Annotated in this window: 28 protein-coding genes and 1 other RNA gene; 14 read left to right on the forward strand and 15 right to left on the reverse strand. The window is 44.3% G+C overall.

Annotated elements, in window-relative coordinates; translation table 11 throughout:
* Nucleotides 1-17: 17 nt before the first annotated feature.
* Genes lptB through PN836_RS17175 form a run of 6 tightly spaced genes read right to left on the reverse strand, consistent with a single transcriptional unit; the run spans nucleotide 18 to nucleotide 4,437 of the window.
* A complete protein-coding gene (gene lptB, locus PN836_RS17150) occupies nucleotides 18-746 on the reverse strand; it encodes an LPS export ABC transporter ATP-binding protein (protein WP_395340618.1) in 729 nt (242 codons plus the stop codon).
* On the reverse strand, nucleotides 743-1,438 hold the full coding sequence (lptA, locus tag PN836_RS17155) for a lipopolysaccharide transport periplasmic protein LptA (protein WP_395340621.1): 696 nt from the start codon (nucleotides 1,436-1,438) through the stop codon (nucleotides 743-745). The genes lptB and lptA overlap by 4 nt, the downstream gene beginning before the upstream one ends.
* Complete coding sequence (lptC, locus tag PN836_RS17160) at nucleotides 1,407-1,967, reverse strand: LPS export ABC transporter periplasmic protein LptC (RefSeq protein WP_395340622.1); 561 nt, start codon at nucleotides 1,965-1,967, stop codon at nucleotides 1,407-1,409. Before lptC ends, lptA begins: the two co-directional genes overlap by 32 nt.
* Nucleotides 1,964-2,518, reverse strand: coding sequence for a 3-deoxy-manno-octulosonate-8-phosphatase KdsC (gene kdsC, locus PN836_RS17165; RefSeq protein ID WP_395340624.1), 555 nt, complete (start codon nucleotides 2,516-2,518; stop codon nucleotides 1,964-1,966). Before kdsC ends, lptC begins: the two co-directional genes overlap by 4 nt.
* The gene (locus PN836_RS17170) at nucleotides 2,519-3,478 is read right to left on the reverse strand and encodes a KpsF/GutQ family sugar-phosphate isomerase (RefSeq protein ID WP_395340627.1); all 960 of its coding nucleotides are present in this window, start codon (nucleotides 3,476-3,478) and stop codon (nucleotides 2,519-2,521) included.
* A gap of 2 nt (nucleotides 3,479-3,480) precedes the next feature.
* Nucleotides 3,481-4,437 carry a calcium/sodium antiporter gene (locus tag PN836_RS17175; RefSeq protein ID WP_395340630.1) on the reverse strand — a complete coding sequence of 319 codons (957 nt, stop codon included), beginning with the start codon at nucleotides 4,435-4,437 and terminating at the stop codon, nucleotides 3,481-3,483.
* Nucleotides 4,438-4,742: 305 nt separating this feature from the next.
* On the opposite strand from PN836_RS17175, the gene PN836_RS17180 reads away from it, so the two are divergent.
* The 7 genes from PN836_RS17180 to murA are packed head-to-tail and all read left to right on the forward strand — an operon-like array spanning nucleotide 4,743 to nucleotide 9,441.
* Nucleotides 4,743-5,546 (forward strand): ATP-binding cassette domain-containing protein, encoded by an 804-nt coding sequence (locus tag PN836_RS17180; RefSeq protein WP_395340632.1) that lies wholly within the window; start codon nucleotides 4,743-4,745, stop codon nucleotides 5,544-5,546.
* Nucleotides 5,543-6,319 carry a lipid asymmetry maintenance ABC transporter permease subunit MlaE gene (gene mlaE, locus PN836_RS17185; RefSeq protein ID WP_395340633.1) on the forward strand — a complete coding sequence of 259 codons (777 nt, stop codon included), beginning with the start codon at nucleotides 5,543-5,545 and terminating at the stop codon, nucleotides 6,317-6,319. Before PN836_RS17180 ends, mlaE begins: the two co-directional genes overlap by 4 nt.
* Nucleotides 6,320-6,346: 27 nt before the next feature.
* A complete protein-coding gene (gene mlaD / locus PN836_RS17190; protein WP_395340635.1) occupies nucleotides 6,347-6,868 on the forward strand; it encodes an outer membrane lipid asymmetry maintenance protein MlaD in 522 nt (173 codons plus the stop codon).
* A gap of 3 nt (nucleotides 6,869-6,871) precedes the next feature.
* Nucleotides 6,872-7,576 (forward strand): MlaC/ttg2D family ABC transporter substrate-binding protein, encoded by a 705-nt coding sequence (locus PN836_RS17195; RefSeq protein WP_395340637.1) that lies wholly within the window; start codon nucleotides 6,872-6,874, stop codon nucleotides 7,574-7,576.
* Entirely contained in the window at nucleotides 7,577-7,909 is a 333-nt protein-coding gene (locus PN836_RS17200) for an STAS domain-containing protein (protein WP_395340639.1), read from the forward strand.
* Nucleotides 7,906-8,157 carry a BolA family protein gene (locus PN836_RS17205; RefSeq protein ID WP_395340641.1) on the forward strand — a complete coding sequence of 84 codons (252 nt, stop codon included), beginning with the start codon at nucleotides 7,906-7,908 and terminating at the stop codon, nucleotides 8,155-8,157. Before PN836_RS17200 ends, PN836_RS17205 begins: the two co-directional genes overlap by 4 nt.
* A 21-nt stretch (nucleotides 8,158-8,178) precedes the next feature.
* Nucleotides 8,179-9,441, forward strand: coding sequence for a UDP-N-acetylglucosamine 1-carboxyvinyltransferase (gene murA / locus PN836_RS17210; RefSeq protein ID WP_395340643.1), 1,263 nt, complete (start codon nucleotides 8,179-8,181; stop codon nucleotides 9,439-9,441).
* A 37-nt stretch (nucleotides 9,442-9,478) separates the two neighbouring features.
* Here the strand turns inward: murA and PN836_RS17215 are convergent, their stop codons facing one another.
* From PN836_RS17215 to PN836_RS17225, 3 genes are all read right to left on the reverse strand, one after another.
* Complete coding sequence (locus tag PN836_RS17215; protein ID WP_395340645.1) at nucleotides 9,479-10,567, reverse strand: trypsin-like peptidase domain-containing protein; 1,089 nt, start codon at nucleotides 10,565-10,567, stop codon at nucleotides 9,479-9,481.
* Nucleotides 10,568-10,758: 191 nt separating this feature from the next.
* The gene (locus PN836_RS17220; RefSeq protein WP_395345723.1) at nucleotides 10,759-12,060 is read right to left on the reverse strand and encodes a DegQ family serine endoprotease; all 1,302 of its coding nucleotides are present in this window, start codon (nucleotides 12,058-12,060) and stop codon (nucleotides 10,759-10,761) included.
* A 136-nt stretch (nucleotides 12,061-12,196) separates the two neighbouring features.
* Nucleotides 12,197-12,682 (reverse strand): ZapG family protein, encoded by a 486-nt coding sequence (locus tag PN836_RS17225; protein ID WP_395340648.1) that lies wholly within the window; start codon nucleotides 12,680-12,682, stop codon nucleotides 12,197-12,199.
* Nucleotides 12,683-12,785: 103 nt separating this feature from the next.
* Here PN836_RS17225 and zapE point away from each other — a divergent pair, with 103 nt between their 5' ends.
* The 3 genes from zapE (at nucleotide 12,786) to rnpB (ending at nucleotide 15,155) form a co-directional block, all read left to right on the forward strand.
* A complete protein-coding gene (gene zapE / locus PN836_RS17230; protein WP_395340650.1) occupies nucleotides 12,786-13,883 on the forward strand; it encodes a cell division protein ZapE in 1,098 nt (365 codons plus the stop codon).
* A gap of 73 nt (nucleotides 13,884-13,956) precedes the next feature.
* Entirely contained in the window at nucleotides 13,957-14,673 is a 717-nt protein-coding gene (locus PN836_RS17235; protein WP_395340652.1) for a YebC/PmpR family DNA-binding transcriptional regulator, read from the forward strand.
* Between the two features lie 97 nt (nucleotides 14,674-14,770).
* Nucleotides 14,771-15,155, forward strand: an RNA gene (gene rnpB / locus PN836_RS17240) — RNase P RNA component class A.
* A 2-nt stretch (nucleotides 15,156-15,157) separates the two neighbouring features.
* Here rnpB and PN836_RS17245 read toward each other — a convergent pair.
* On the reverse strand, nucleotides 15,158-15,631 hold the full coding sequence (locus PN836_RS17245) for an Lrp/AsnC family transcriptional regulator (protein WP_395340655.1): 474 nt from the start codon (nucleotides 15,629-15,631) through the stop codon (nucleotides 15,158-15,160).
* A 126-nt stretch (nucleotides 15,632-15,757) separates the two neighbouring features.
* Between PN836_RS17245 and PN836_RS17250 the strand changes: the two genes are divergently transcribed.
* The 4 genes from PN836_RS17250 (at nucleotide 15,758) to PN836_RS17265 (ending at nucleotide 19,883) form a co-directional block, all read left to right on the forward strand.
* The gene (locus tag PN836_RS17250) at nucleotides 15,758-16,876 is read left to right on the forward strand and encodes a PLP-dependent cysteine synthase family protein (RefSeq protein ID WP_395340656.1); all 1,119 of its coding nucleotides are present in this window, start codon (nucleotides 15,758-15,760) and stop codon (nucleotides 16,874-16,876) included.
* Between the two features lie 173 nt (nucleotides 16,877-17,049).
* The gene (locus PN836_RS17255) at nucleotides 17,050-17,892 is read left to right on the forward strand and encodes a crotonase/enoyl-CoA hydratase family protein (RefSeq protein ID WP_395345724.1); all 843 of its coding nucleotides are present in this window, start codon (nucleotides 17,050-17,052) and stop codon (nucleotides 17,890-17,892) included.
* Between the two features lie 61 nt (nucleotides 17,893-17,953).
* Nucleotides 17,954-19,447, forward strand: coding sequence for a carbon-nitrogen hydrolase family protein (locus PN836_RS17260; RefSeq protein WP_395345726.1), 1,494 nt, complete (start codon nucleotides 17,954-17,956; stop codon nucleotides 19,445-19,447).
* A 1-nt stretch (nucleotide 19,448) separates the two neighbouring features.
* Nucleotides 19,449-19,883 (forward strand): response regulator, encoded by a 435-nt coding sequence (locus PN836_RS17265; RefSeq protein ID WP_395340658.1) that lies wholly within the window; start codon nucleotides 19,449-19,451, stop codon nucleotides 19,881-19,883.
* Nucleotides 19,884-19,889: 6 nt separating this feature from the next.
* Here PN836_RS17265 and PN836_RS17270 read toward each other — a convergent pair whose 3' ends face one another.
* From PN836_RS17270 to PN836_RS17290, 5 genes are all read right to left on the reverse strand, one after another.
* Nucleotides 19,890-20,531, reverse strand: a complete 642-nt coding sequence (locus tag PN836_RS17270) for a response regulator (protein WP_395340660.1) — start codon at nucleotides 20,529-20,531, stop codon at nucleotides 19,890-19,892.
* On the reverse strand, nucleotides 20,528-21,712 hold the full coding sequence (locus PN836_RS17275) for a sensor histidine kinase (protein ID WP_395340663.1): 1,185 nt from the start codon (nucleotides 21,710-21,712) through the stop codon (nucleotides 20,528-20,530). Before PN836_RS17275 ends, PN836_RS17270 begins: the two co-directional genes overlap by 4 nt.
* Nucleotides 21,713-21,781: 69 nt before the next feature.
* Complete coding sequence (locus tag PN836_RS17280; RefSeq protein WP_395340665.1) at nucleotides 21,782-22,174, reverse strand: TerB family tellurite resistance protein; 393 nt, start codon at nucleotides 22,172-22,174, stop codon at nucleotides 21,782-21,784.
* 95 nt (nucleotides 22,175-22,269) lie between these two features.
* Nucleotides 22,270-23,169: a WYL domain-containing protein gene (locus tag PN836_RS17285; RefSeq protein ID WP_395340667.1), complete on the reverse strand. Its 900-nt coding sequence runs from the start codon at nucleotides 23,167-23,169 to the stop codon at nucleotides 22,270-22,272.
* Nucleotides 23,170-23,275: 106 nt separating this feature from the next.
* The gene (locus PN836_RS17290) at nucleotides 23,276-24,175 is read right to left on the reverse strand and encodes a histone deacetylase (protein ID WP_395340672.1); all 900 of its coding nucleotides are present in this window, start codon (nucleotides 24,173-24,175) and stop codon (nucleotides 23,276-23,278) included.
* Nucleotides 24,176-24,307 lie beyond the last annotated feature (132 nt).

The raw sequence follows: 24,307 nt of genomic DNA on the forward strand, positions 1-24,307 counted from the left end.
ATACGTCTAGCACCGAGTTAAAGAGCAAACTGTTCGCCTAAATATACGTCTCTTACGGTTTGGTTCGCTAGTATCTCATCAGGCTTGCCCGATGCGATTAATTCGCCGTGACTGACGATATAAGCTAACTCGCAAACGTCTAAGGTTTCTTTCACGTTGTGGTCTGTGATTAAGACGCCAATACCACGCTCTTTAAGCTGATATATGATCTTCTTTATATCATTAACAGAGATTGGGTCAACACCTGCAAAAGGTTCATCAAGCAATATAAATTTGGGGTTTGCCGCTAGAGCCCGCGCTATCTCGACTCTGCGACGCTCTCCACCAGATAAACTCATGCCCAAATTATTTCTTATGTGATTGATACTGAAGTCATCTAGCAGTTCATCTGCATGCTGCTCCTGTTGGCCTTTGTTCAACTCTTTTCGTGTTTGCAATATGGCCATAAGATTTTCATACACGGTGAGTTTTCTGAAAATCGATGCTTCCTGAGGGAGATAACCTATGCCGTGACGAGCACGCTCATGCATTGGCAGTAAGGTAATATCGAGTTGGTCAATTTGAATCAAGCCAGCGTCCAGCGGAACAAGCCCAACGATCATATAAAAGGTGGTCGTTTTGCCCGCACCGTTTGGTCCTAACAGACCCACAATTTGACCAGTTGACACTTGTATACTGACATCGCGTACAACCTGCCGAGACTTATATGATTTTGCCAAGTGTTGCGCGCTTAAGGTGCTACTCACAGGGGATTCTCATCTTCATTGGTTTTCTTTTCTTTATCGCCATTTTTCTTTTTATCGTCGTCAGCTGTGCTGTCTTCGTTAGACTCAAGTTCTTCAGTTGAAAAGGCACCTGGGCTAATGACTGTTCTCACGGCCTCTTGGCTATTTTCGTCACTTGACGCCAGAATTTGTTCTTTAGTCATATCAAATACGATTAAGTCGCCGGTCACGCTAACCTCATTTTGCATTATCAGCGCGTCGCCATCCAGAGAAAGGCTTTTTGCAGCTACTTTGTAAATGATCTCATTAGCGCTTGCATTAACCCAGCTACCATCGTCTTTTCTTTGTCGATAGCTTGCTGGCTTGCCACTTGCAATAATGATTTCCTGACCACTACCTTGTGATGCGTCAACTTCAACTTTGTCGGCGGTAAGTTCTAAACTACCCTGGCGAATCACAACATTTTCGATAAATATTGACGTCTTATTTTTACCATCAATACTTTGGTCTCTTGAGTCAACAGTAACGGGTAGTGAGAAGTCAGTACTGATTGTTGATAACTCTTCTACTTGCTCTTGAGACTGCACTTGAGGTTGTGCGTTAGACTCTTCCGTTTGCGCGTAAGCTGCAGCGGTAACGCCCATCAGACAAGTGATACCTGCAAAGCATGCTAGAAAAAAGCTATTGGCGCGGGAAAAATTGTGTTCGAACATGTTCTTTGAGCTCATATTGTTGGTTGGCTAAATCGCCTTGTATTCCGACACTCGTGACGTGGTAATCGACGCCACTGATATTTACAACTTGGTCGGAACTCAATGTTTTGGATTGTAAATCAATTTCGATGAATTCGGTGGTAATTTGTTGGACATACTCATCAGTTCGTAAATTCACAATTTTCACATCTTTTTCTAATTGAATGCGATTATTGTCATATAAAGTCCCTTCAGCTGCGGTAACCTGCCATGGTTCACCGTTATCCAGATAGAGTGTATACACTGGGTTATCAAATACGGCGAAGCCCAATTCTTCATAGTGCTCCATTTTATCGGCAGCGACTTGGTGGGCAAGATTGCCCTGCTCATCATAAAGTTTACTGTTGAGATTAACTGCTTGATAGTTTGGCACCAATGGAGAGCCTGCGTCATCGTCGGGGGCTTCAGAGGATTCCTCAAATAGAATAGGGAGATAGAGTAACAATACACCCGTAAAGATGATTGCAATACTATAGCCAATACGGTTCAAAGACTGGCTCCGTGGATACTGTCTAACGCGCCTTTAGCTTGAAGCACGATGTCACAAAACTCGCGAACCGCTCCTTTACCGCCCGCAAGTTGAGTAACATAGTCAGCTTGGTTTTTAACGAAAGGATGAGCGTCTTGCACCGCGACTTTGATACCGCTAAGTGCAAACATGCCGATATCGGGCATGTCATCTCCAATGCTGGCAACATGATTTGCGCTCAAACCGTTTTGCTCCATCAGGGCCGCCAGGGCGTCTTGCTTGTTTTCTTCACCTTGAATAATGTACTTTGTGTTCAGTGCGGTCATGCGTTGCTCAACAATATTTGATTGTCGACCTGTGATCACTGCTACATCTACGCCCAGCTTAACTAATGCTTTTACCCCATACCCGTCTTTGGTGTTGAAGGTTTTTAGTTCTTCTTGGTTGTTACCCATGTAGAGCATTCCATCTGACAAAACACCATCTACATCCAAAACAAGCAATTTGAGCTGTTTGCATGCGTCGAATATTGAGTGTGAAACTTGACCGTATAACGTGTCGACTTGAGACATCTACACGACCCCGGCTTTGAGCAACATATGCATATTGATAGCTCCGACAATCGTTTGCTGGCTGTCAACGACAATAATGGCGGTAATGCGTTTTTCTTGCATAAGGTTAAGGGCATCAATGGCCAAGTCGTCAGGGTGCAATGAGACACCCCCTTTCGTCATTACTTCTCTTATCATGGTTTGGTGAATATCCACTTGTTGGTCGAATGCTCTGCGCAGGTCGCCATCGGTAAAAATGCCTAAGAGCTGTTTTTTATTTGCGATTGCAGTAATCCCCAGCCCTTTTGACGACATTTCCAATAAGGCCTTGCTAAGACTAACGGTGTCATCTACATAGGGTACTTCGCTTCCTGTCACCATGATATCACTTACTCTGAGCACCAGTCGCCTTCCAAGTGCACCACCTGGATGAGAAAATGCAAAATCTTCGGCGGTAAAGCCTTTCGCCTCAAGCAAAGCCAGCGCGAGCGCATCGCCCAAGACCAAAGTGGCCGTGGTACTGGTGGTTGGGGCAAGGCCCAGTGAGCAAGCTTCTTTTTCAATGTTTAATAACAATAAATGGTCTGAAAACCTCGCTAAGCTGCTAGAGGCATTGTTAGATATCGCGATTATTGGCACGCCGAGTCGTTTGACCGAAGGAAGCAATCCAATCAATTCGCTAGTTTCGCCAGAATTTGAAATCGCAATCATAATGTCATGTTTGCTTAGCATCCCAAAGTCCCCATGGTTTGCTTCACCTGGGTGCATAAAAAACGCGGGGGTTCCTGTGCTTGCTAAAGTGGCGGCAATTTTGTTTCCAATATGCCCAGATTTACCCATGCCTGATACAACCACTTTTCCTTCGCATTTGAGTAAGGTAGAGCAAGCGTCAGTAAAGCTAGCATCCAGTGCATCTTTAAGCGCAATTAATGCCTGAATTTCATTCGTAAAAGTGCTTTTTGCAGATTTTAAAAAAGTCATATCTATGCGAACAGCCAGATTTGATAGGCGATAAAGATGAGTAAAAATATCCCTCCCTCTAGGCGAGATATTTTTCGGGTGCCACGAATATTAAAGCAGAATACAAATAACAGCACACTCAAGCCGAGCATCACAAGTGCGTCTCGACTTGCTGCATTCTCGTCAAGAATACCAGGGTTAATGAGACCTGGCATTGCTAGTACGGCGAGTAAATTAAAAATGTTTGAGCCAATGATATTGCCTAGCGCTAAATCATCTTCACCCTTCATAACACCAGCGATACTGGCTGCTAACTCAGGAAGACTGGTACCAATTGCTATAATGGTGAGCCCAATAACCAATTCACTAATACCAAAATATCTAGCAATCTCTACCGCAGAATCGACTAAAAAATTTGCGCTTAAGGGCAATAACACTAAACCCACAATCACCCATAAAACGGCAACACCTGTGCTCACATCTGAAGGGATTTCGGTTTCAGTTTCAGATATGAGTGGATCATCTTTATCGACTTTGAAGGACAGCACCGCCATGCCTGCGATAACTAAAACGAACAAGGTGATGAGTACTATACCTTCAATACGAGATAAAAAACTATCGTCGATAAAATAGACTGCGAGCAAGGATATGATCAGCATGACTGGTAGCTCACGCTTTAGCGTTGAGGATGACACCAGTAAAGGCTTTATCAGGGCGGTAATACCTAATACCAGAGCAATGTTGGTAATATTTGAACCAAGCGCATTTCCTACCGCTGTATCACTGTTGCCCGAGAGTGAAGCGGTTGCTGCGACCACAATTTCAGGCGCTGAACTTCCCATCGCAACAATAGTGAGCCCAATCATCATTGGAGAAACGCCGATATTTTTCGCAAGTGCAGATGCGCCGTATACGAATCTATCTGCACTCCAACTCAAGACTACAAGTCCAACAACAAAAATAATTAAATTTATTAGCACAAACTTCTTCTATAGAAAAACCGCGCGAAAACTGACGCAAATTGTAACGTTTTGGTGTGAAGAAATCACAATTATGTGTTTTCAAATAAGGTATAACAACAAAATAGATCATTATTTACAGTTTTTATACAGCACCGCGCCTTGAAAAGGACTAAAATATACCTACTTATGGGGCTCGCGTAATTCTCGTTACTGTTGCTCTGGTATACCAAGACCTTACGGAAATTTAATGATCACTGCGCTTAGTGTGCAGGTAAAGACTATAATTACAAGGATTTAGAGCAGGCGCTCATTTTAAAAAGCCAATGCAAAATAATATCGTTTCAATTGACAGTATGCGTTTTAGTCGCGGAGACCGAGTGATATACGAAGATATATCGCTCGAAGTTGAGCGTGGCAAGATTACCGCCATAATGGGTCCAAGCGGTATTGGTAAAACTACACTGCTTAAGCTTATTGGTGGACAACTTCGACCTGATTCAGGAAATGTGCTTTTTCAAGGGGAGAACGTTCACCAAGTATCCCGTAATCGCTTGTATGAAATGCGTCGCAAAATGAGCATGTTATTTCAAAGCGGCGCTTTGTTTACCAATATTTCCGTGTTTGACAACGTTGCGTTTCCACTGCGTGAACACACTAAGTTGGATGAAGATATCATCCGAACGATTGTCATGCTAAAGCTTGAGGCGGTTGGATTACGCGGTGCCGCTGGTTTGCAGCCAAGCGAATTGTCTGGCGGCATGGCAAGGCGTGCAGCTCTCGCTAGAGCGATTGCTTTAGACCCTGAGTTAATCATGTACGATGAACCTTTTGCGGGACAAGACCCTATTTCGATGGGCGTTTTAGTTGCGCTGATCCGCTCACTCAATAAAGCCCTCAACCTGACGTCAATTGTGGTGACTCACGATGTAAGTGAGGTATTAACCATCGCAGATTATGTGTACATCTTGGCGAACAAGAAAATTATTGGTGAGGGTACGCCAGAAGAAATCAAGCATTCTAACTCTGAACTCGTGCAACAATTTTTAAACGGAGATGCAGATGGCCCTGTTCCATTCCACTTCCCGGCGAAAGACTTTGCCCAGAGTATGCTAGAGGTGGACTCATGAACTTTCTTCAGAGCTTAGGCCGCAGCACAATTGATAAAGTCACCGCCATTGGTGGCTCAAGTATCATGCTCTTTGGTGCTCTGTTTGCGATCCCCAAATTGAAAAATGTTTATTTGACCATCCAACAAATGTACGTCGTGGGTGTTCAATCATTATTAATAATCATCGTGTCGGGTCTGTTTATTGGCATGGTGATGGCGCTTCAAGGTTACACAATTTTAGTCAACTATGGCGCAGAAGGTAGCTTAGGTCCAATGGTAGCGCTTTCGATTCTTCGCGAGCTTGGTCCGGTCGTTACGGCTTTATTATTTGCTGGTAGAGCAGGTAGCGCGCTCACCGCGGAAATTGGTTTGATGAAGGCGACTGAGCAGCTGAGTTCATTAGAGATGATGGCGGTTGACCCGCTGCGTCGTGTTATTTCACCTCGCTTTTGGGCTGGTGTGATCAGCATGCCAATGCTAGCCGTTATTTTTTCAGCGGTCGGTATTTTGGGGGGGCATTTAGTTGGAGTGGATTGGTTAGGCGTTGATTCGGGCAGTTATTGGTCAGTTATGCAATCTACCGTTGAATGGAACGAAGATGTTGTCAATGGTGTCATTAAAAGTCTTGTGTTCGCGCTAGTAGTGGTATGGATTGCATTGTACAAAGGGTATGCGTGTATTCCTACCTCTGAAGGAATAAGCAAAGCGACAACTGAAACGGTTGTCTTTTCTTCGCTGTCAATTTTGGGCTTAGACTTTGTCTTAACAGCACTTATGTTCGGCATTAACTAAACAATAGAAAAACTAGGAATGGCAATAATGGGCAGACGAACGGAATTAATGGTGGGTGTATTTGTTGCGATGGCAATTGCGGCAACGTTGCTTTTAGCGCTAAAGGTCGCAAACCAAGGCATGGCTGGTAGCGGTGACACATACACACTTAATGCTCGCTTCGATAACATTGGCGGTCTAAAAGCTCGTTCTTCGGTAAAAGTGGGCGGAGTAGTTGTAGGACGGGTAGAGCGCATTTATTTGAATGAACAAGACTTGGTTCCCATGGTCGAACTAGCAATATCTGCTGAATATGCGCAGACATTTCCCGACACAAGCAGCCTTTCGATTTTGACTTCGGGTTTGCTTGGAGAGCAGTTTATCGGTTTACAGCCAGGATTTATATTTCCTGAGGACCAAGAGATAATTGAGGAAGACAAAGTCTGCGAGCTCGCGCCATACGAAGATTGCCCTTATTTAACAGATGGTGAGGAAATCTTTGATACCAAATCAGCATTGGTGCTGGAAGATTTGATAGGTCAGTTTTTATTCAATCAAGGAAATGAATAATTTATGAGATACGTAATAACACTTTTACGACAGATAACTCAATATTCAAGCATCAGTTTGGTCGTTGTATTGGGCTGCATGATTCACTTCTCGGCAAACGCTCAGCAACGAGTGAAAGTGGATAAAGAGGACCCTTATTTGATGGTGCAGGAGGTTGCTACAAATACATTTGCGCGAATAAAAGCGGAGCAATCTGCTATTGAATCAGATCCAGAAGTACTTCGCGTGATCATGGAGGAAGAATTGCTGCCCTACATCGATTACCGCTTTTCTGCATATAAAGTATTAGGAAAGTACGCACGTGGACTTGAGAAAAAAGACCTTTTGGAATTTATCACAGTATTTAGACAATATTTGATCACAAGTTATGCAGTTGCAATGGGGTATTATGACAACCAAGTCGTAGAGTTTGAGCCTATGCGTGGTTATGAAGACAGAACCGACGTAACCGTTAGGGCTGTGATTAAAGATGGCGCTAGACCAGACATCAAAGTTGCCTTTAAAGTTAGAAAAGATCGTCGCAGCGGTGAATGGCAAGCCTACGATATGATTGCGGAAGGGATAAGCTTATTATCTAGCAAACAAAGCGAATTTGAGGCTATATTGCGCAAAGATGGTATCCAGCAGGTTATCACCTTGATGCGCGAGAGCATAGACGAGCCAATTAGAATTGATGATGAGCCTTCAGAACCAGCAGTGAGTGAGTAAGTGAACATCAACATAAACTTCGATGATGCAGAATGTCCGGTCGTTTGCCCGTCGGGCACACTAGATAGAGACTCATTGACACAAAATCTATTGGAATTACTGGATAATGGCGCAAACAAAAGGCTTCGCCAAGCGCAGCAGATTCAAATTGATTTGTCCAAGGTAGAACGAACAGACACCGCTGGTCTCGCTTGGCTTATTAATGCGATACGCGATTTCTCAAAAGACTCAAAACAACTCAAAGTAATAAACATTCCGAATGAAGTGCTTGACTTGGCGCGCCTGAGCAATGCGCAACGGCTTTTAACTCCAACTGATTCAGGAAAAATATGACAGACGAAGATATTTCGAATTTAATCCGCGAAGCAACTGGCATATCCGAAGTGATTGTAAAAAGCGAAGGAAGCCACTATCAGGTTATCGCCATTGATGATCAATTTGAGACGATGAGCCGAGTTAAACGTCAACAAACTATTTCCGCCCCCTTGTCTGAAAAGATTGCAGATGGCACTATTCATGCGCTATCTATAAAAACCTTTTCCCACGCTCAGTGGCAAAAAGAAAAAGTTTTCAATCAATAATACGACAAGGTAAAGCACTTCGTGGATAAACTAATAATAAAGAAAAGTCCGCCGCTTTCAGGCACAGTAATTATATCGGGCGCAAAGAATGCTGCCTTACCTGTTCTAATATCAAGCCTTCTTGCTGATTCTGCGTGTACATACACAAATGTTCCAAACCTGCGCGACATCAACACAACCCTGTTATTGCTAAAGGATTTTGGCGCGACGACTAACCAAATTACGGCAAACTCGGTGGAGATTAATGCGAGTTCTCTGGAAAGTGTAACGGCTTCTTATGAGCTAGTAAGCACAATGCGCGCTTCAATTTTGGTACTCGGTCCGCTGCTTGCTAAATATGGACGAGCCAATGTGTCTTTGCCCGGTGGATGTGCGATTGGCGCTCGACCTGTCAATTTGCACCTAAATGGTCTAGAGAAAATGGGGGCAAAGATTGACGTCGAGGAAGGGTATATTCGTGCGTCAGTTAACGGGCGTCTTCAAGGCGCTCGCATCTTTATGGATATAGTGAGCGTGGGAGCAACTGAGAACCTCATGATGGCTGCTGCGCTTGCGCAGGGCGAAACGGTTATAGAGAATGCGGCTCGAGAACCTGAAATTGTCGATTTGGCGAATTGCCTTAACGCGATGGGTGCAAAGGTGAGCGGCGCGGGCACAGATAATATTCATATAGTCGGCGTTGAGGCCCTACATGGCTGCGAATATAGTATTCTGCCCGACCGTATTGAGACAGGTACGTTTCTAGTCGCTGCGGCTATATCGAGAGGAAAAGTGCGTTGTGAAAATGCAGCTCCTCACACCCTCGATGCGGTGCTAAGCAAACTTGAGCAATCTGGCGCAGATATTAAAACGGGTGACGACTGGATTGAGCTAGATATGCATGGCGCGCAACCAAAAGCGGTGTCGTTAAAGACCATGCCGCACCCAGGTTTCCCCACCGATATGCAGGCACAGTTCGTTACCCTTAACTGTGTTGCTGCCGGCTCTGGCGTGATTTCAGAGACTATCTTTGAGAACCGTTTCATGCATGTGCCTGAGCTGCAGAGAATGGGCGCAAGTATTGATTTAGAGGGGAACAATGCCTTAACCGAAGGCTCTTCGGCGCTTCGCGGCGCGCAGGTTATGGCAACTGATCTTCGAGCATCGGCAAGTTTGGTTATCGCCGGGCTGATTGCTGAAGGTACAACCACAGTGAATCGCATTTACCACTTGGATCGAGGCTATGAAAATATTGAGAAAAAGCTAAGTGGTTTGGGCGGCATTATTGCGCGAGAGTGCGAATAAGTTTAGTGTGACTGAGGTTTTAGTCTAAGTACTGAAATCAACTTCTCGCGAGTGAACCCACGTCAAACTCGCCTACTTGAACCGTCATTGAGATAGTCCTTTCGTCTCGCGTAACGACCAGTGTCATTTCAGTGCCAGGTTCGGTTTCTGCTATCATATCAAGTGTACTTGCAGCATCTGCAACTTCAATACCATCAACTGAGAGCAAAACATCATTTACTTGCAAACCGGCTGCAGCAGCAGGACTATCGGCGAGAACACGATCAACTATTATGCCTGCTCCGTCTTCCAATTCGGTCCCTGAAAAGCCGAGCTGCCCGCGCGTCACCTTACCATCGGAAATCACCTGCTCCATTACTTTGCGAGCAAGTGTATAAGGAACAGCAAAGTTCACGCCATCCACATTAGTCACTCTGCGACGATTATCGAGCGTTTTAAAGTTAGCATTGGTAATACCGACTAAGTAACCATTGCTGTCTACTAGCGCACCACCTGAGTTCCCTTGGTTTAACACAGCATCGGTTTGAATAAAATCAAAGAAATTTGCAAAACCATCGCGACCTGTGCGACTGACAATACCGGAGGTTATCGTCTGGCCTAAATCTAGCGGATTGCCAATTGCCATAACGACATCTCCAACCCGCAAATCAGGGTTTTCCATTTGTGGGATAACGGCCAAGTCTTCCGCAAAAACACGCAGCACAGCCAAATCTGTTATTTCGTCAAAACCAATAAGTTGAGCTTGTACTAGACGCCTATCTTGAAGGGCAACATAAATGCTATCTGCGTTCTGAATGACGTGATAACAGGTCAATAAATAACCGTCATCGCTCATTATGACGCCCGATCCTAATGAAGTACGCTCAAAGGGGGCTCGGTTACGAAAGATGCGATTACGGTTATCCAAGCTGATGCTGTAAATATTGACGACGGCAGGTGCGCTTTTAGCGAGGGCGTCGTAATAACTAACGCGTTGTGGTATGGCTTCGCTAGGCTTAAATATATTGATGTTGAGTCCGGCACCTTGCCTGAACTCGGGAAAAAATAATAAAAGTATGCTCGCAACCACCACGCCCAACATAATGGGTTTCAGTAATGCAATTGTGATTCGGCTAACTATATTCATTATTTCTGCAAAAAAGCTTATCTCACTGGATCATAGCAAATCCTGAGGTGATGTCACTGCAAAGTCGAGTTAAAGCTAGCGATAAGCGCTAACAAAAACGCCGTCAAGCTTAAATTGACGGCGTTGATAATGCCCGAATGCTTAGCTGTTTGTGATTATCATTTAAAGAAAACCACCTGAACAAGGTCCCGCTAGCGAATAATAACGAATAAATTACTATTACCGCGCTGGACGTTTAAAGCAATGACGCCATTGGCTTCTTTTATTCTTTCGCTCATCTGCGCAACGCTAGAAATTCGTTGTCTGTTAACGCCAACGATAACATCGTCTGTTTGCAGACCTATTCTTGCGGCGGGTGAGCCTTCTATAACTTCGTTTACTTCCACCGCATCGTTAGAGTTCCTATCCACGCCAGTGGTGAAGGTTGCGCCTTCTAATGCTGGATGAATTTCCTCGGCTGCTTCAGTGAGCGCCTCAGCTGCACCTAAAACAACGTCTACTTTTCGATTTTCACCATTTCGAATAATCGTCAGCTCAACCTCAGCACCCGCGCCTAAGCTCGCTATTTTTGCGCGAAGCTCATTAAAGCTATGGAGTTCATTTCCGTTGATTGCAGTAATAATATCGCCTGACTGAATGCCAGCAAGATCAGCTGCGGAGTCCGCTTGAACCTCATTAACAAAAGCACCTTTATTTGCCGAGGAATTCAATGCCTCTGCTAGCCCAGCATCGACATCATTGCCCAAGATCCCTAATAGACCGCGGCGTACTTCACCAAATTCTGCGATTTGGTCAACCAAACTTTTCATCATATTGCTAGGTATTGCGAACCCGATACCCACGTTGCCGCCGTTTGGTCCGAATATAGCAGTATTTATGCCCACTAGTTCTCCGCGCAGATTTACCAATGCGCCGCCAGAGTTACCTCGGTTAATCGCTGCGTCGGTTTGGATGAAATCTTCATAGCCGCCAATATTCAGGCCTGAACGCCCTAAAGCGCTTACGATGCCGGAGGTCACAGTTTGACTCAAGCCGAAAGGATTACCGATAGCAATAACGAAATCGCCCACTCGCAGCTGATCTGAGTTGGCTAGCTGCACTTCGGTCAAGTTTTCAGGGTCAATTTTTAACAAAGCAATATCGCTTTGTGCGTCCGCGCCGAGCTTTTCGGCGTCAAACTCACGCCCATCGGTCAGCTTCACTTTAATTTTATCTGCATTGTCAACAACGTGATTGTTGGTTACCACGTAGCCAAGCTCAGCATCAATAATTACGCCAGAGCCTAAACCGCGAAACGGTCTTTCTTGCGGCTGCTGACGCGGATTGCCGAAGAAATATCGAAACATTTCGGGCACTTGTTGACGCGATGTTTGCGTCCCCTCTACCGCAATACTAACAATTGCAGGAGTGGTCTCTTCCAGCATTGGCGCTAGAGAGGGCACTTCATCGTCGTTAAAAAATGGAATGGCAGCCTGCGTGCTGGCTGCACTCATAAATACGAAAAGGACGGTACTGATGCCGATAAGGCTACGGCGTATGAATTGCTTCATGTATTGCATCACTCCTAAAAAATCCTAAAAAAATACCCATTAGTGACTTAGATTTAGGGGCAATAGTTCACAATACAAGTTATTTATTTGCAGATTCGTCCTCTGCAACATTGCCCACAAACAGTCCGGAACTTTTATTTGCAAAATCCCGTGGCGGTGCATCACCAATTTTATTACGGTCGCCGCTTATTTTGGTTGTTTTGTTATTACGCAAAAACAAGCTTGCGTGTTCACCAAAAAAGCTTGTGCCTTGTGTTTCGTCTTCACCAAGCTGTAAAGATGCTTCGTAATGCTGCATATTTTGTGTGACTTGATCGAGACGAAGTTGAATCGCTTCAATAGCCTCGCGGGTCGAATCTAAATGGTGTTGAGCTTGTTGAGAAAGCATCACTTTAAGCTCTTGCTCTGAGCGAGATAACTGTGAGCTCTTTTTTTTGGATGAGGCCGCGCTTAAATTCCAAGCCACGATGGAGCCAACCGATAAGCCAATGATGATACCTAAAACAATACTCAGTAAATCCATTTTTCTTCCTCTTGGAAACGCCTTTCCTTGATCATTGAACATTCATCTGAAGCTTGCAAGGGTTTATTGCGTAAAAATGAGCATAGGCGCTATAATCGCCCATCTGTTAACAACGCGCTCTAGTAGTTAAGGCCTTTCATTTCCAATGACACCGTGGGAAAAATATCAGGATGATCTGACGCTTATCGAATTTCAATACGATGAAGCGCAAGAAAATGCAGTAAAGGAACTTCAACGTTTATTTGACGAGTTAACCCAGCCAAAGAAAAAACTCAAATGGCGAGTTAAACTGGCTCAGAAATTTGGCAAAGGTCTTAAAAAGCCAAGTATTCAGGGGATCTACTTTTACGGTGGCGTAGGACGCGGGAAAACGTATTTAGTCGATACATTTTATGAATGTTTGCCTTTTAAAGAAAAAATGCGGGTGCATTTCCACCGATTTATGCAGCGTGTGCATAAAGAGCTAAAGCTTCTTGACGGTAAGTCCGACCCCTTGCAAATCATTGCTAAAAAAATTGCGGGAGAAACTCGCATTATTTGTTTCGATGAATTTTTTGTATCGGATATCACCGATGCGATGATATTGGGCACGCTCATGGAGGCTTTATTTTCGCATGGTATTGTGCTGGTGGCGACCTCAAATATTATTCCTGATGAGCTTTACAAAAATGGCCTACAGCGCGCGCGATTTTTACCCGCAATCGAGCTTATTAACGAGAATACCCGTGTTGTGAACGTCGATAGTGGCAATGACTATCGTCTGCGTACTTTAGAAAAAGCCGAAATATATCACTATCCCCTCGACGATGAAGCGCAAAAGAATCTAGAGCGATATTTTGATCAATTAAGTGCCGAGAAAGGCACACAAAATTGCAGTGTGGAGATTGAAGGGCGCGATATACCGGTATTAAGAAAAGCTGAAAGCGTCATTATGTTTGAGTTTAGAGCATTGTGCGATGGACCTAGAAGTCAATCTGATTACATCGAATTAAGTAAGGAATACAACACCGTTTTGCTTGCCAATGTTGAGCAAATGGGCGCAAACATGGACGACATTGCCCGCAGATTTATTGCTATGGTAGATGAATTTTATGAGCGAAAGGTAAAGCTCATCATGTCCAGTGAGGTCGCGCTCGATTCACTATATTCAGACGGTCGCTTGAGCTTTGAATTCCAAAGATGCCTTAGCCGTTTGCAAGAAATGCAATCTAGAACTTATCTCGCGCAGCCGCATCTGGCATAATACAAGGAATGTTAAGGTATACGATTCGCCAGCAGGCGAGCGACTTGCACAATACAAAAAGAATGAGAGAAACATGGGAAGAAAATTTGAAGTAAGAAAAGTCGCAATGGCAAAAACAGCGGCACAGAAAACAAAAGTCTACTCGAAATATGGAAAAGAAATTTATGTAGTCGCCAAAAATGGTGGAACAGATCCTGTTGCCAATTTGTCATTAAAACGTTTGATCGAAAAAGCGAAAAAAGACCAAGTTCCTGCTCATGTTATCGAAAAGGCCATCGACAAAGCCGCAGGTGGCGGTGGAGAGGACTTTGCGCCTGCGCGTTACGAAGGATTCGGCCCTGGTGGCTGCATGGTCATCGTGGATTGCTTGACTGATAACGTGAATCGCACCATTACCGATGTTCGAAATTGCTTCACCAAAACAGACAGTAAGCTGGGCGCTCAGAATTCAGCCGCTTTTATGTTTGATCACCTAGCTATCTTCACCTTCAAGGGGGATGACGACGAAGTTGTGTTGGAAGCGTTAATGGAAGCCGATGTCGATATCCACGACGTTGAAGTGGATGATGGCATGGTGACGGCACTTGTGCCGCACACTGAGTTCTTTAAAGCGAAAACGGCGCTTAATGAAAGCTTTGACGGCATCGAGTTTGATGTGGAAGAAATTAGCTGGGTGCCTCAAGACACCAAAGACATCAACGAAGAAGATATGCCTACGTTTGAAAAGTTTATGGATATGCTCGAAGACTGCGAAGATGTGCAAAATATCTATCACAATGCAAATGTTTAATTGCTGTGTAAATCACAGTGCTATTAATCAACGTGAATATATGAAAAAAGAGCCAATTGGCTCTTTTTTATTACGCTAATGCGATATACTCATCCTTAGAGTCAGCCAAGGCAGTCGCTGCCTAAATTAGTGAGCAACTTTTGTTGCAAACCAAGATAGGGGGAGGAAAGTCCGGGCTCCACAGGGCAGGGTGCCAGATAACATCTGGGCGGCGTGAGCCGACGACCAGTGCAGCAGAGAGAAGACCGCCTGTATTCGTATAGGTAAGGGTGAAAGGGTGCGGTAAGAGCGCACCGCGTTGCTGGTAACAGTATACGGCAAGGTAAACTCCACTCGGAGCAAGACCAAATAGGTTCCCGAATGGCGCGGCCCGCGTTGGGAACGGGTAGGTTGCTTGAGCCAATGAGCGATTGTTGGCCTAGAGGAATGATTGCTATTCTTGCAAAAGAACACAGAACCCGGCTTACTGGCTGACTCTATTTTTTCAATTGGCACGTGCTTTAATTGGAACTTCAGTGGTGTATTTTAAACACTCCATTGCAAAGCTTGCGCTGACATCTGCAATATCTACATCACAGATGAGTTTTTTGTATACATGGTCATAATCGTGTACTGACGAGCAGGTAACTTTCAACACATAATCAACATCGCCTGCCATGCGGTAAAATTCCACCACTTGCTCTATTTGATTCACTTGCTTGGCAAAGCGTTCATACCATTGTTTGGAATGGTCATTGGTCTTTATCGCCACATATACAGTTAGTGACATCCCCAGCTTTTCTGCGTCAACTAAAGCCACACGAGCCTTGATCAATCCAGACTCTTCCAAACGTTTTACTCGGCGCCAACAGGTGTTCGTTGAAATAGACAACTGCCCCGCAAGCATTTCCAAGGATACGCCTGCATCTTTTTGAAGGCTTTTTAGTATTTCTCTGTCAATGTAATCAAGATTTACCATAATTATAAGTTTATTCGAATTTTTTAATTATTATAGCGCGTAAATTAGCAATTTACTTAATTGAGTTTAGGTAGGCTCAAACGTAGACTTTTGTGCAATTCAATTTGTCTTGGCGAGTAAAAGTTTATGTTGAAGCACTCTAATACCGTATCTGAATCAAAAAAAGATGGTTTTGCGTCAGATTTTTCGTCAACGCGTGACGACACCCAGTCTGTGAATAACGAGCCAGAGCTTGCTCATAAGATAAAGCAACGATTTTCGCATCTAGAAAAGCTGATTGGAAATACCCCGATGTTAGCGGTGCACCTGCGCTATAAAGGTGAACTACGTGTAGTATATGCCAAAGCAGAGTATTACAACCTAACCGGCTCAATCAAAGACAGAATGGCGTTAAACATCTTACGTGAAGCCTATGTTAGCCATGCCTTAAAGCCGGCTGATACCATAGTAGAGGCAACCAGCGGCAATGCAGGTATCGCGATGGCAGCGCTTGGAAAAGCACTTGGACATCGAGTTAAAATTTTTATGCCAGACTGGATGAGTGTTGAACGACAAAATCTTTTGCGGTCATTTGGCGCCGACTTGCATCTAGTGAGTCGTCAAGGGGGGGGATTTCTGGGCGCAATTGACCAAGCCAATGACTATGCTACGCAGTATCAAAATGTCTTTTTGACCCATCAGTTTTCCAACCAAAACAATGCGATGGCGCACAGAATAGGGACTGGCCCCGAGATAATCCAACAACTTTTGCAAATCAATAAAACCCCTGACGCATTTGTAGCGGGTGTTGGCACCGGAGGCACTATTATGGGGGTTAGCTTTGCTTTTTCACAGCTATGCCCTGAAGCCAAGTGTTTTCCGATGCAGCCGGCTGAATCGCCCACCTTGTCAACAGGCTATAAAGTGGGCTCACACCGTATTCAAGGCGTATCGGATGACTTTATCCCCGATATAGTGAATTTATCGACGCTCGATGAGATAATTTCAGTTAATGATGGGGACGGCATTATAATGTCGCAAATGCTTGCTCGTGAGTTAGGTCTCGGGGTGGGTATATCGTCGGGTGCTAATTTGCTTGCAGCGCTAAAAGTACAAGAGTCTTTAGACGGCAACAGCACCGTAGCGACAATATTTTGCGACGACAACAAAAAGTATCTGTCGACGGACTTAACTCAACAGGAACCCATCAAGTCAGGCTATCTGACACCTGATATTGAATTACTGGGGTATGAAGCTTTGAATTAGTAAGGCTCAGTCCCTAATGCCAAGATTGCGATAGCCATCTTACTATCTTTTGCATTTTTAGGTAAGCTAGCGCAACACTTTGCGAGCCAAGGTCATCACACGATGACTTTATCATCGCGGATTATCAAGAGGGGCTGTAAATGTCAGCGCAAACAAATACGCAAGATGCTCAAATGAGCGATACCTATTCCTGTTTTAAAGTTTCAGTTGAATTAGGTATAGCTCACATTCAATTATCTAGACCTGATGCCCTTAATTCCATGATCCCGGAGTTCTGGCGAGAACTACCCGCATTGGTTGATAGGCTTGACGAAACTGGCGATGTAAGAGTTGTTGTGATCAGCAGCACCGGAAAGCACTTCAGCGCAGGCATGGATCTGTCTGTATTTACAGAGATGGCCAAGAGATTCAAAGGTGAGCCTGCGCGGCGAGCCGAGAAAATGCGCCGAAGCGTTTTATCTTTGCAAGACTCATTTAGTTCCTTAGAGCGTGCCAGAATGCCTGTATTAGTTGCAATACAAGGTGGAGCCATTGGTGGAGCGGTAGATATGATTAGCGCAGCTGACTGCCGATACTGCACCAAAGACGCGTTCTTTTGTATAAAAGAAACACAAATTGGTATGACAGCAGACGTGGGCACATTGCAACGTTTGCCCAAACTTATCCCTGCAGGCCTAGTAAAAGAGCTGGCTTTTACCGGCCGCAATTGGCATGCAGACGAAGCATTGGCTCAGGGCTTTGTTAATCAAGTATTTGAAAACGAAGAAGCAATGCTTGAGGGCGTTATGCGCATTGCAAAATCCATTGCGATGAATTCACCGATGGCGGTTGCAGGTACCAAAGAAATGCTGAATTATGCGAGAGATCATAGCGTGCAAGAGAGCTTAAATTACATGGCAACTTGGCAATCTGGCATGTTCCAAATGCCTGATATTTTTGAGGCGCTTGAAGCCCAAAAAGAAAAACGAGTGCCGCGATACGAGGCCATACTATCAAAGGGTAATTCATTTGACTGAAGACAGACCCGCTAACCAAATAGAAGAAACAGAGCACCATTTTGAATTACGCCACCTCACTATGGACGATTTTGAAGCAATAAAATCGCTTATGGAAGTGGTGTACAAAGATGATGGCGGTGCATTCACAAAAAAGCGTTATCAAGCGCAAATTTCTACCTTTGCAGACGGTCAAATTTGTATTGAAGATAAGGGGCAAATCGTTGCTGCTGCCTTTAGCGTCATTGTCGATTACGACAAATTTGGTGATAAGCATACCTATGAAGAAATTACCGGCGATGCTTATATCACTACACATGATCCAAAAGGAGACGTACTTTACGGCGTCGATTTTTTTGTTAGTCCAAATTATAGAGGTTTACGGCTTGGTCGCCGTTTATATGAAGCGCGCAAAGAGCTTTGCCGCAATCTAAATTTAAAAAGTATTATGGCAGGTGGGCGCATTCCCAATTATTCAAAATATGCGCAAAAGATGACGCCGTATGAGTACATAGAACAGGTAAAAAGCAAAGAAATCTATGACCCTACTTTGTCATTCCAAATGAACCATGGATTTGAAGTGAAACAGGTCCTAAAGGCCTATCTTCCGGAGGACAAATCTTCATTGGGATATGCGACCCTGCTTCAGTGGCACAATATGTATTACGACGCCGACCAACCGTCACTGCTCGCAAGTAAATTTTCCAGTGCGAGGATAGGGCTGGTGCAATGGCAAATGCGTTACTTCGATGATGTGAGTGAGCTGTTGCAGCAAGTAGAGTACTTTGTGGATGCTTTGTCTGACTATAAGTGTGACCTAGCTGTACTGCCAGAGTTTTATAACGCACCGCTGATGGGATTGAGCGAATCAGACGCGCCCATCGACGCGATTTGGCATTTAGCCACCTACACAGAAGAGTTACTCAACGCCATTTCCGAACTGGCCATTTCGTACAATATCAATATTGTTGCCGGCTCCATGCCGTTAATAGAAGACGATGAGCTATATAACGTCGCTTATTTGTGCCATCGCGACGGCAGGGTAGAGAGTCAATATAAGCTTCATCCCACCCCTTATGAAAAAAACGGCTGGTTGATGAAGGGTGGAGATAGACTCACCGCGTTTGAAACAGATTTTGGCAAGATAGGTATTTTGATTTGCTACGATGTGGAATTTCCAGAATTGGCTCGCTTGCTTTCTGAAGAGGAAATTCAGATATTATGCGTTCCTTTTTGGACCGACACCAAGAATGGCTATTTACGCGTTCGTCGATGTGCTCAAGCTAGGGCGATTGAAAATGAATGCTATGTGGCCATTGCTGGGAGTGTGGGCAACTTACCTAAGGTCGATAATGTGGATATCCAGTACGGACAAACAGCGGTTTTTTCTCCTTCTGACTTCGCCTTTCCCCACGATGCCATTGTCTCTGAAACTACGCCGAACACTGAAATGATGTTAATAGTGGATTTAGACTTAGATAAGCTTGTCCAGCTTCAAAACGAAGGGTCTGTGCGCAATTATCTTGATAAGCGGCGAGATTTGTATCGCGTTCAGTGGATTGGACCTAAAGGATAGTATGAGCCAGGCAAACAATAATGTGTGCAGCATCCTTGTTGTCGACGATGGCGATATTGAACTAAAGCTCATGGGGCATTATTTGTCGCGCGTAGAATGTTCAGCGCTTAATTCAGCTAAGCTAAATATTGCTGAGCTGCGCATTTTCATGGCTAAGTCCATATCACAAGCGCTTGATATTGCACGCAAGCAAAGCATTAGTATCTGTTTATGTGATTACTATTTGGATAATGAACTGGGTACCGACTTATACAAATTAATGCTGAAGGAAGGTCTAGATATGCCGCTTGTTATGGTAACTGGACTTGAGCAACATGACATTGATGAGTTGCTTATTTCTCAAAATATACAGTACGTATTACCAAAAGAAGATTTGTCGGTACAGAGCATCACACAGTGTATAAGGCAAGTCCTTAGCAAGAGCACAGCTAGCTGAAGATGTTTAGATTATGCTGAGTTCTAATGCTTTTAACACCGCCCTGGTTCTATCTCTTACGCCTAGTTTACTGAGGATACTAGACACCTGATTTTTAATGGTTCCCTCTGAACGAAAAAGGCTATCTGCCATTTCTTTGTTACTGCAACCTGCCGCCATCAGACGAAGAATCTCAGTCTCGCGCTTACTTAAGGGGGCCGGGATGGGTGCAGCTTCAAAGTTGACCGATTTCCCGGTGACGCCTTCAATCAGGCTTTCAGTGATAGCAGGCTGTATAAGCGTATTACCCTGATAAACCGTCTCAATGCTTGCTACTAATGTGTCCAGCGATACATCTTTGAGTAAATAACCTTTGGCGCCAGCTTTTATGGCTTGCATGACAGATTCATGATCATCGAATGTTGTTAGCATGATCACAGGTACGCTATGCTCGGCGGGTAATTCACCAAGCGCTTCAATGCCTGACTTTATTGGCATGCGGATATCCATCAAAACGATATCAATATCAGCTCGTAAAGACAATATTTCCAGCGCCTTTGCACCGTTTTGCGCCTCAGCGACCACTTCGACCTTGTCAGAAAGCGACAATAGACTTTTTATTCCTTGCAGCACAAGCGTTTGATCGTCCACAAGCATGACTTTGATCATGCGAGCTTGCCAGATTCGAAGGGAATTTGAACGTAGGTATTAAGCGAACGCGAATCCATGGCAAACTCAATACTGCCTTTTAGCAGCTCAATTCGTTCTTGCATGCCCTTTAAGCCATTGCCAAGCTTAAGCTCTTTTGGCATGTCTCCGTCGCTTTGAATGTTCATTTTGATTTTAGCCTTCGTTTGTCGAATCGTGACACTTAGTTTTGAAGCTCTTGAGTGTTTAAGTGTATTAGTCACCGATTCTTGTATGCATCTTACAATTGCATCGGCAATTTGAATATCATCAATAAGTAAGTCTTCGTCCAGCGTTAAATCGATATTTAACGCTGGGAGTTGCTCTGCGATACTATTGATTGCGCTGCGTAAATCTACTTGGCTTTTATCACGAATGTCACTTACGGCTTCTCGAACATCGCTTAACAGAAGCTTTGCAAGCGCGTGACACTGTTCTATATTCTCTTTTACTTCGCCAGAGCTCTTATGTTGTGCGATCTGCAAATTAATCGTCAGGGCGGTTAGGTGATGGCCCAATAGATCATGAATATTACGAGCAATACGCACACGCTCACTTTGTTTGCTTGCTTCGGCCAGCAGTGCTTGAGTGCTCACTAGTTGCCGGTTTGCTTCCTCTGAGCTTTCTCTTTCCCTTTTTTCATTCAAAGTCGCGCTGACCATCACAATCGCGAAAACGTTGAAGGTCCAAAAAAGCATTGCACTGAGAAACATAGCGTCGTTTCCCCAATAAAACGTAAATACAAAATAAAGCGGTAATGACAGCGCTGAGCCAATCATCAGAGCTGGTTTTATTCGAACAAAATAGGGAAGTGTTCCTCCTACAATCCCCATTAAGATGCTATTAAAACTTAGCGGAACCGTGAAGAAAATTGATAGTACAATACCTATCAGCGTGATGAGTAAGACCAGGCGAGTTTGCCTGTCTCGCTGAAAGGAAGCGTCGCGAGCAAGGCTCAGCCAAAACACGATAAAACAGACGTATAAGCCTATGGCAAGGCTTAAGTGCACCAATGAAAAGTTGTTTTTTAGCATTACATGAATGCTCATACTAGCGACAACCGTCCATGTAATAATGACTGACAGTTTATCTATACTGAGATAATTCAGTAGTATTTTTGGTATTGGGTTTTTCAAAATGTGTGGTGCGCTGGATTGTTCCATTCGCACAGCATAACAGCATGGTGTTGAAAATCACCATAGGCAAAAAGTCACATAATACTCACGCGTGTTTTAAGCGACGAGACCTTTTGCTAGTACTCGGTTGGATAGCAGAGATAAAAGCTCTAACTCTTCGTCGCTGCGCTTGCCATCAACGGCAGTAATATCCATTGCGACTTCGAATGCTTTCGCTGGATTTAAGTTGAGTTGACCACCAAGCTCGCGCAAAAACTCTCTCGCGCGGTCTTGTGAAATTGCTTCACGCGCTTGATGAATGGCTTGATTAATAAAAGCGGGCAACACTATACCGCTTCTCCACTCAAGTGATTCTGTGAGTGCGTCAAAGTAGTCTTGCTCGGTTAAGGTGATTTTTCCGTCAATTTGATACAGAAGTACAGCCATCTTGATAAGTGCTTCATTAAACTTTTGCGTTCCGACATCGAGGCGTTCTATTGTTTCTGACATGCGCACATTCCGTTGGTGAATTGACTGATTTAAGACCTAAGCTTTGAAATCAGGTTCAGTTTAATTTGTTAAAAAAGTGAAAAGTTGAAAGATAATTATCGATACCCTGGCACTAATTGAGGGTTTTCAATGTCTTGCAATATTTCAATGTTTTGTAAGGCAAGTTGGCAACCCTGATTCAGTATTCTGGCATCAGCAGAGCAGTCGACTTGCCACTGCCTGAGGATGTATGCCGCAAGTGCGCAGCGCACCCGCATTATTTTCTTGCCATTGTCCATGGCATAGTCCATCTCGATAGCACGGGAGTTCGCTATGCTTGGGTGAGGAACGAGGACTACATCAACGAAGCGATTAAACTGAGAGTCAGCGCTTGCAAGCTCATTCGCTTCGCTAACTGCGCCTAATTCGGACACTTCGCTAAACCGGGTGCATACAAAATCGCGAAAAGACTTCGATTTGCCGTCGTAAGCTCTCACGTGCCAACGGTGGCCATTATTAATGATCGCATGAGGAACTAACCGCCGCTGGCTTTCCCCAGAACTGACTGACACATATTTTACGATACAAGCTTGCTGATTGTGAATTGCGCGCATAAGCGTTGCAATTATGTTGATGTCTGGATGGATAAGCTGCACTGCTTCAAAGCAATGAGCTGATGGTTGAATATCATTGGTAATACCATCACTGAATCCTTTACTGACCGACTGCAATATTGCATCAGCGCTGAACGAAAAAAGTGCTTTGAATTGTTCTGTGCGGAAATATTGCTTAGTAGAATGATCAAGGACTAAATTGTTTTCTGCTAACTCTTTATATGCGGCAAAGTCTCGCGTGCTTGCAGCAAGTCCGGTTTTGAATCGAGAGATCAGATCATTGCGCGAAATCTTGCCAAAAAATTGCAGATTGAAGTCAATAAAGGCTAGTCGCTCTCGCTGCGATAAAGAAATATTATCTAAATGCTGTTCGAGAAGTGCATGAGTAGATACGATGGTCATGATGATTTCTTTTAATACTGTTCATATGTACAGATTGTACTGGCTAAATAATCAGTATGCAATCAAAATGATTAGATTCGTTTGCACTTGTTAGGAGTCGATTGAATCAATACACACCGGCAGCTTTGAACAACTGCAAATGCACATCAACCAGCGCAGCAATGTTTCGCTGATAGCCGCCGCCTATTACCGCAGCAACGGGTAAACTGTTTGCTTTGCAGTGTTCAAACACAAGAGTATCGCGTTTAAAGACACCTTCAGTTGTAATATCCAAGTGGCCTAAGTCATCATTTATGTGGATGTCTACACCGGCATCGTAGATAACCGCATCTGGCTGAGCATAAGCTAAGGCCATATCCAGTGCCTGTTCAACCGTTTCAAGGTAGTGTGCATCTTGACTATGTTTCTCTAACGAGAAGTCTAAATCCGAAAGCTGTTTACGGTAGGGGAAATTTTTTTCTCCATGGATGGATACGGTATAAACTGCTGCATTGTTAGCTGCAAGCTTAGCGGTGCCGTCTCCTTGATGGACGTCGCAATCAAAAATGAGAACTTTATCAATATCGTCGTGACTTAGCATATTAAGCGCGGCTAGGTAGAGGTCATTTACCATGCAAAATCCGGAGCCAAAGTTGGCAAAAGCATGATGGTAACCCCCTGTTAGGTTAAGCGCTACGCCATGTTTAATCGCAAGTTCTGCTGTAAGCACCGTGCCAGAAGCGGCAGTAAGCGTACGCTGTATCAGCTGTTTAGACCACGGGAAACCAATCCGCCGCATTGCTTTGGCGTCCAAGCTACCTTTGCACAAATCAGTGATGTACTGAGGGTCATAGACTTCCTTGAGGACATCTTCTTGCAATGGTTCAGGCGTGTGAAACTGTTGCTCGCTCACGCCTTTGGCAACTAGCGCATCTTTTATACCTTGATACTTTTCGATTGGAAAGCGATGACGATGCGGTAAGTCTAACTGACTATAAATTGGATGAAATACCAGTGGTGGATGCATACCAGCCCTGACAGCTAAGCGTTAACTTGATTACTGTCAAAGTCTCTATTCAGATTGCTTTTTATAAAGTACTTGATGTTTATATGTCTAGCACAATTGTGTAATTGGTGCTCGCTCACTATAATTGAGCCA

The organism is Ningiella algicola (assembly GCF_028401415.2).
Taxonomy (GTDB): Bacteria; Pseudomonadota; Gammaproteobacteria; order Enterobacterales; family Alteromonadaceae; genus Glaciecola.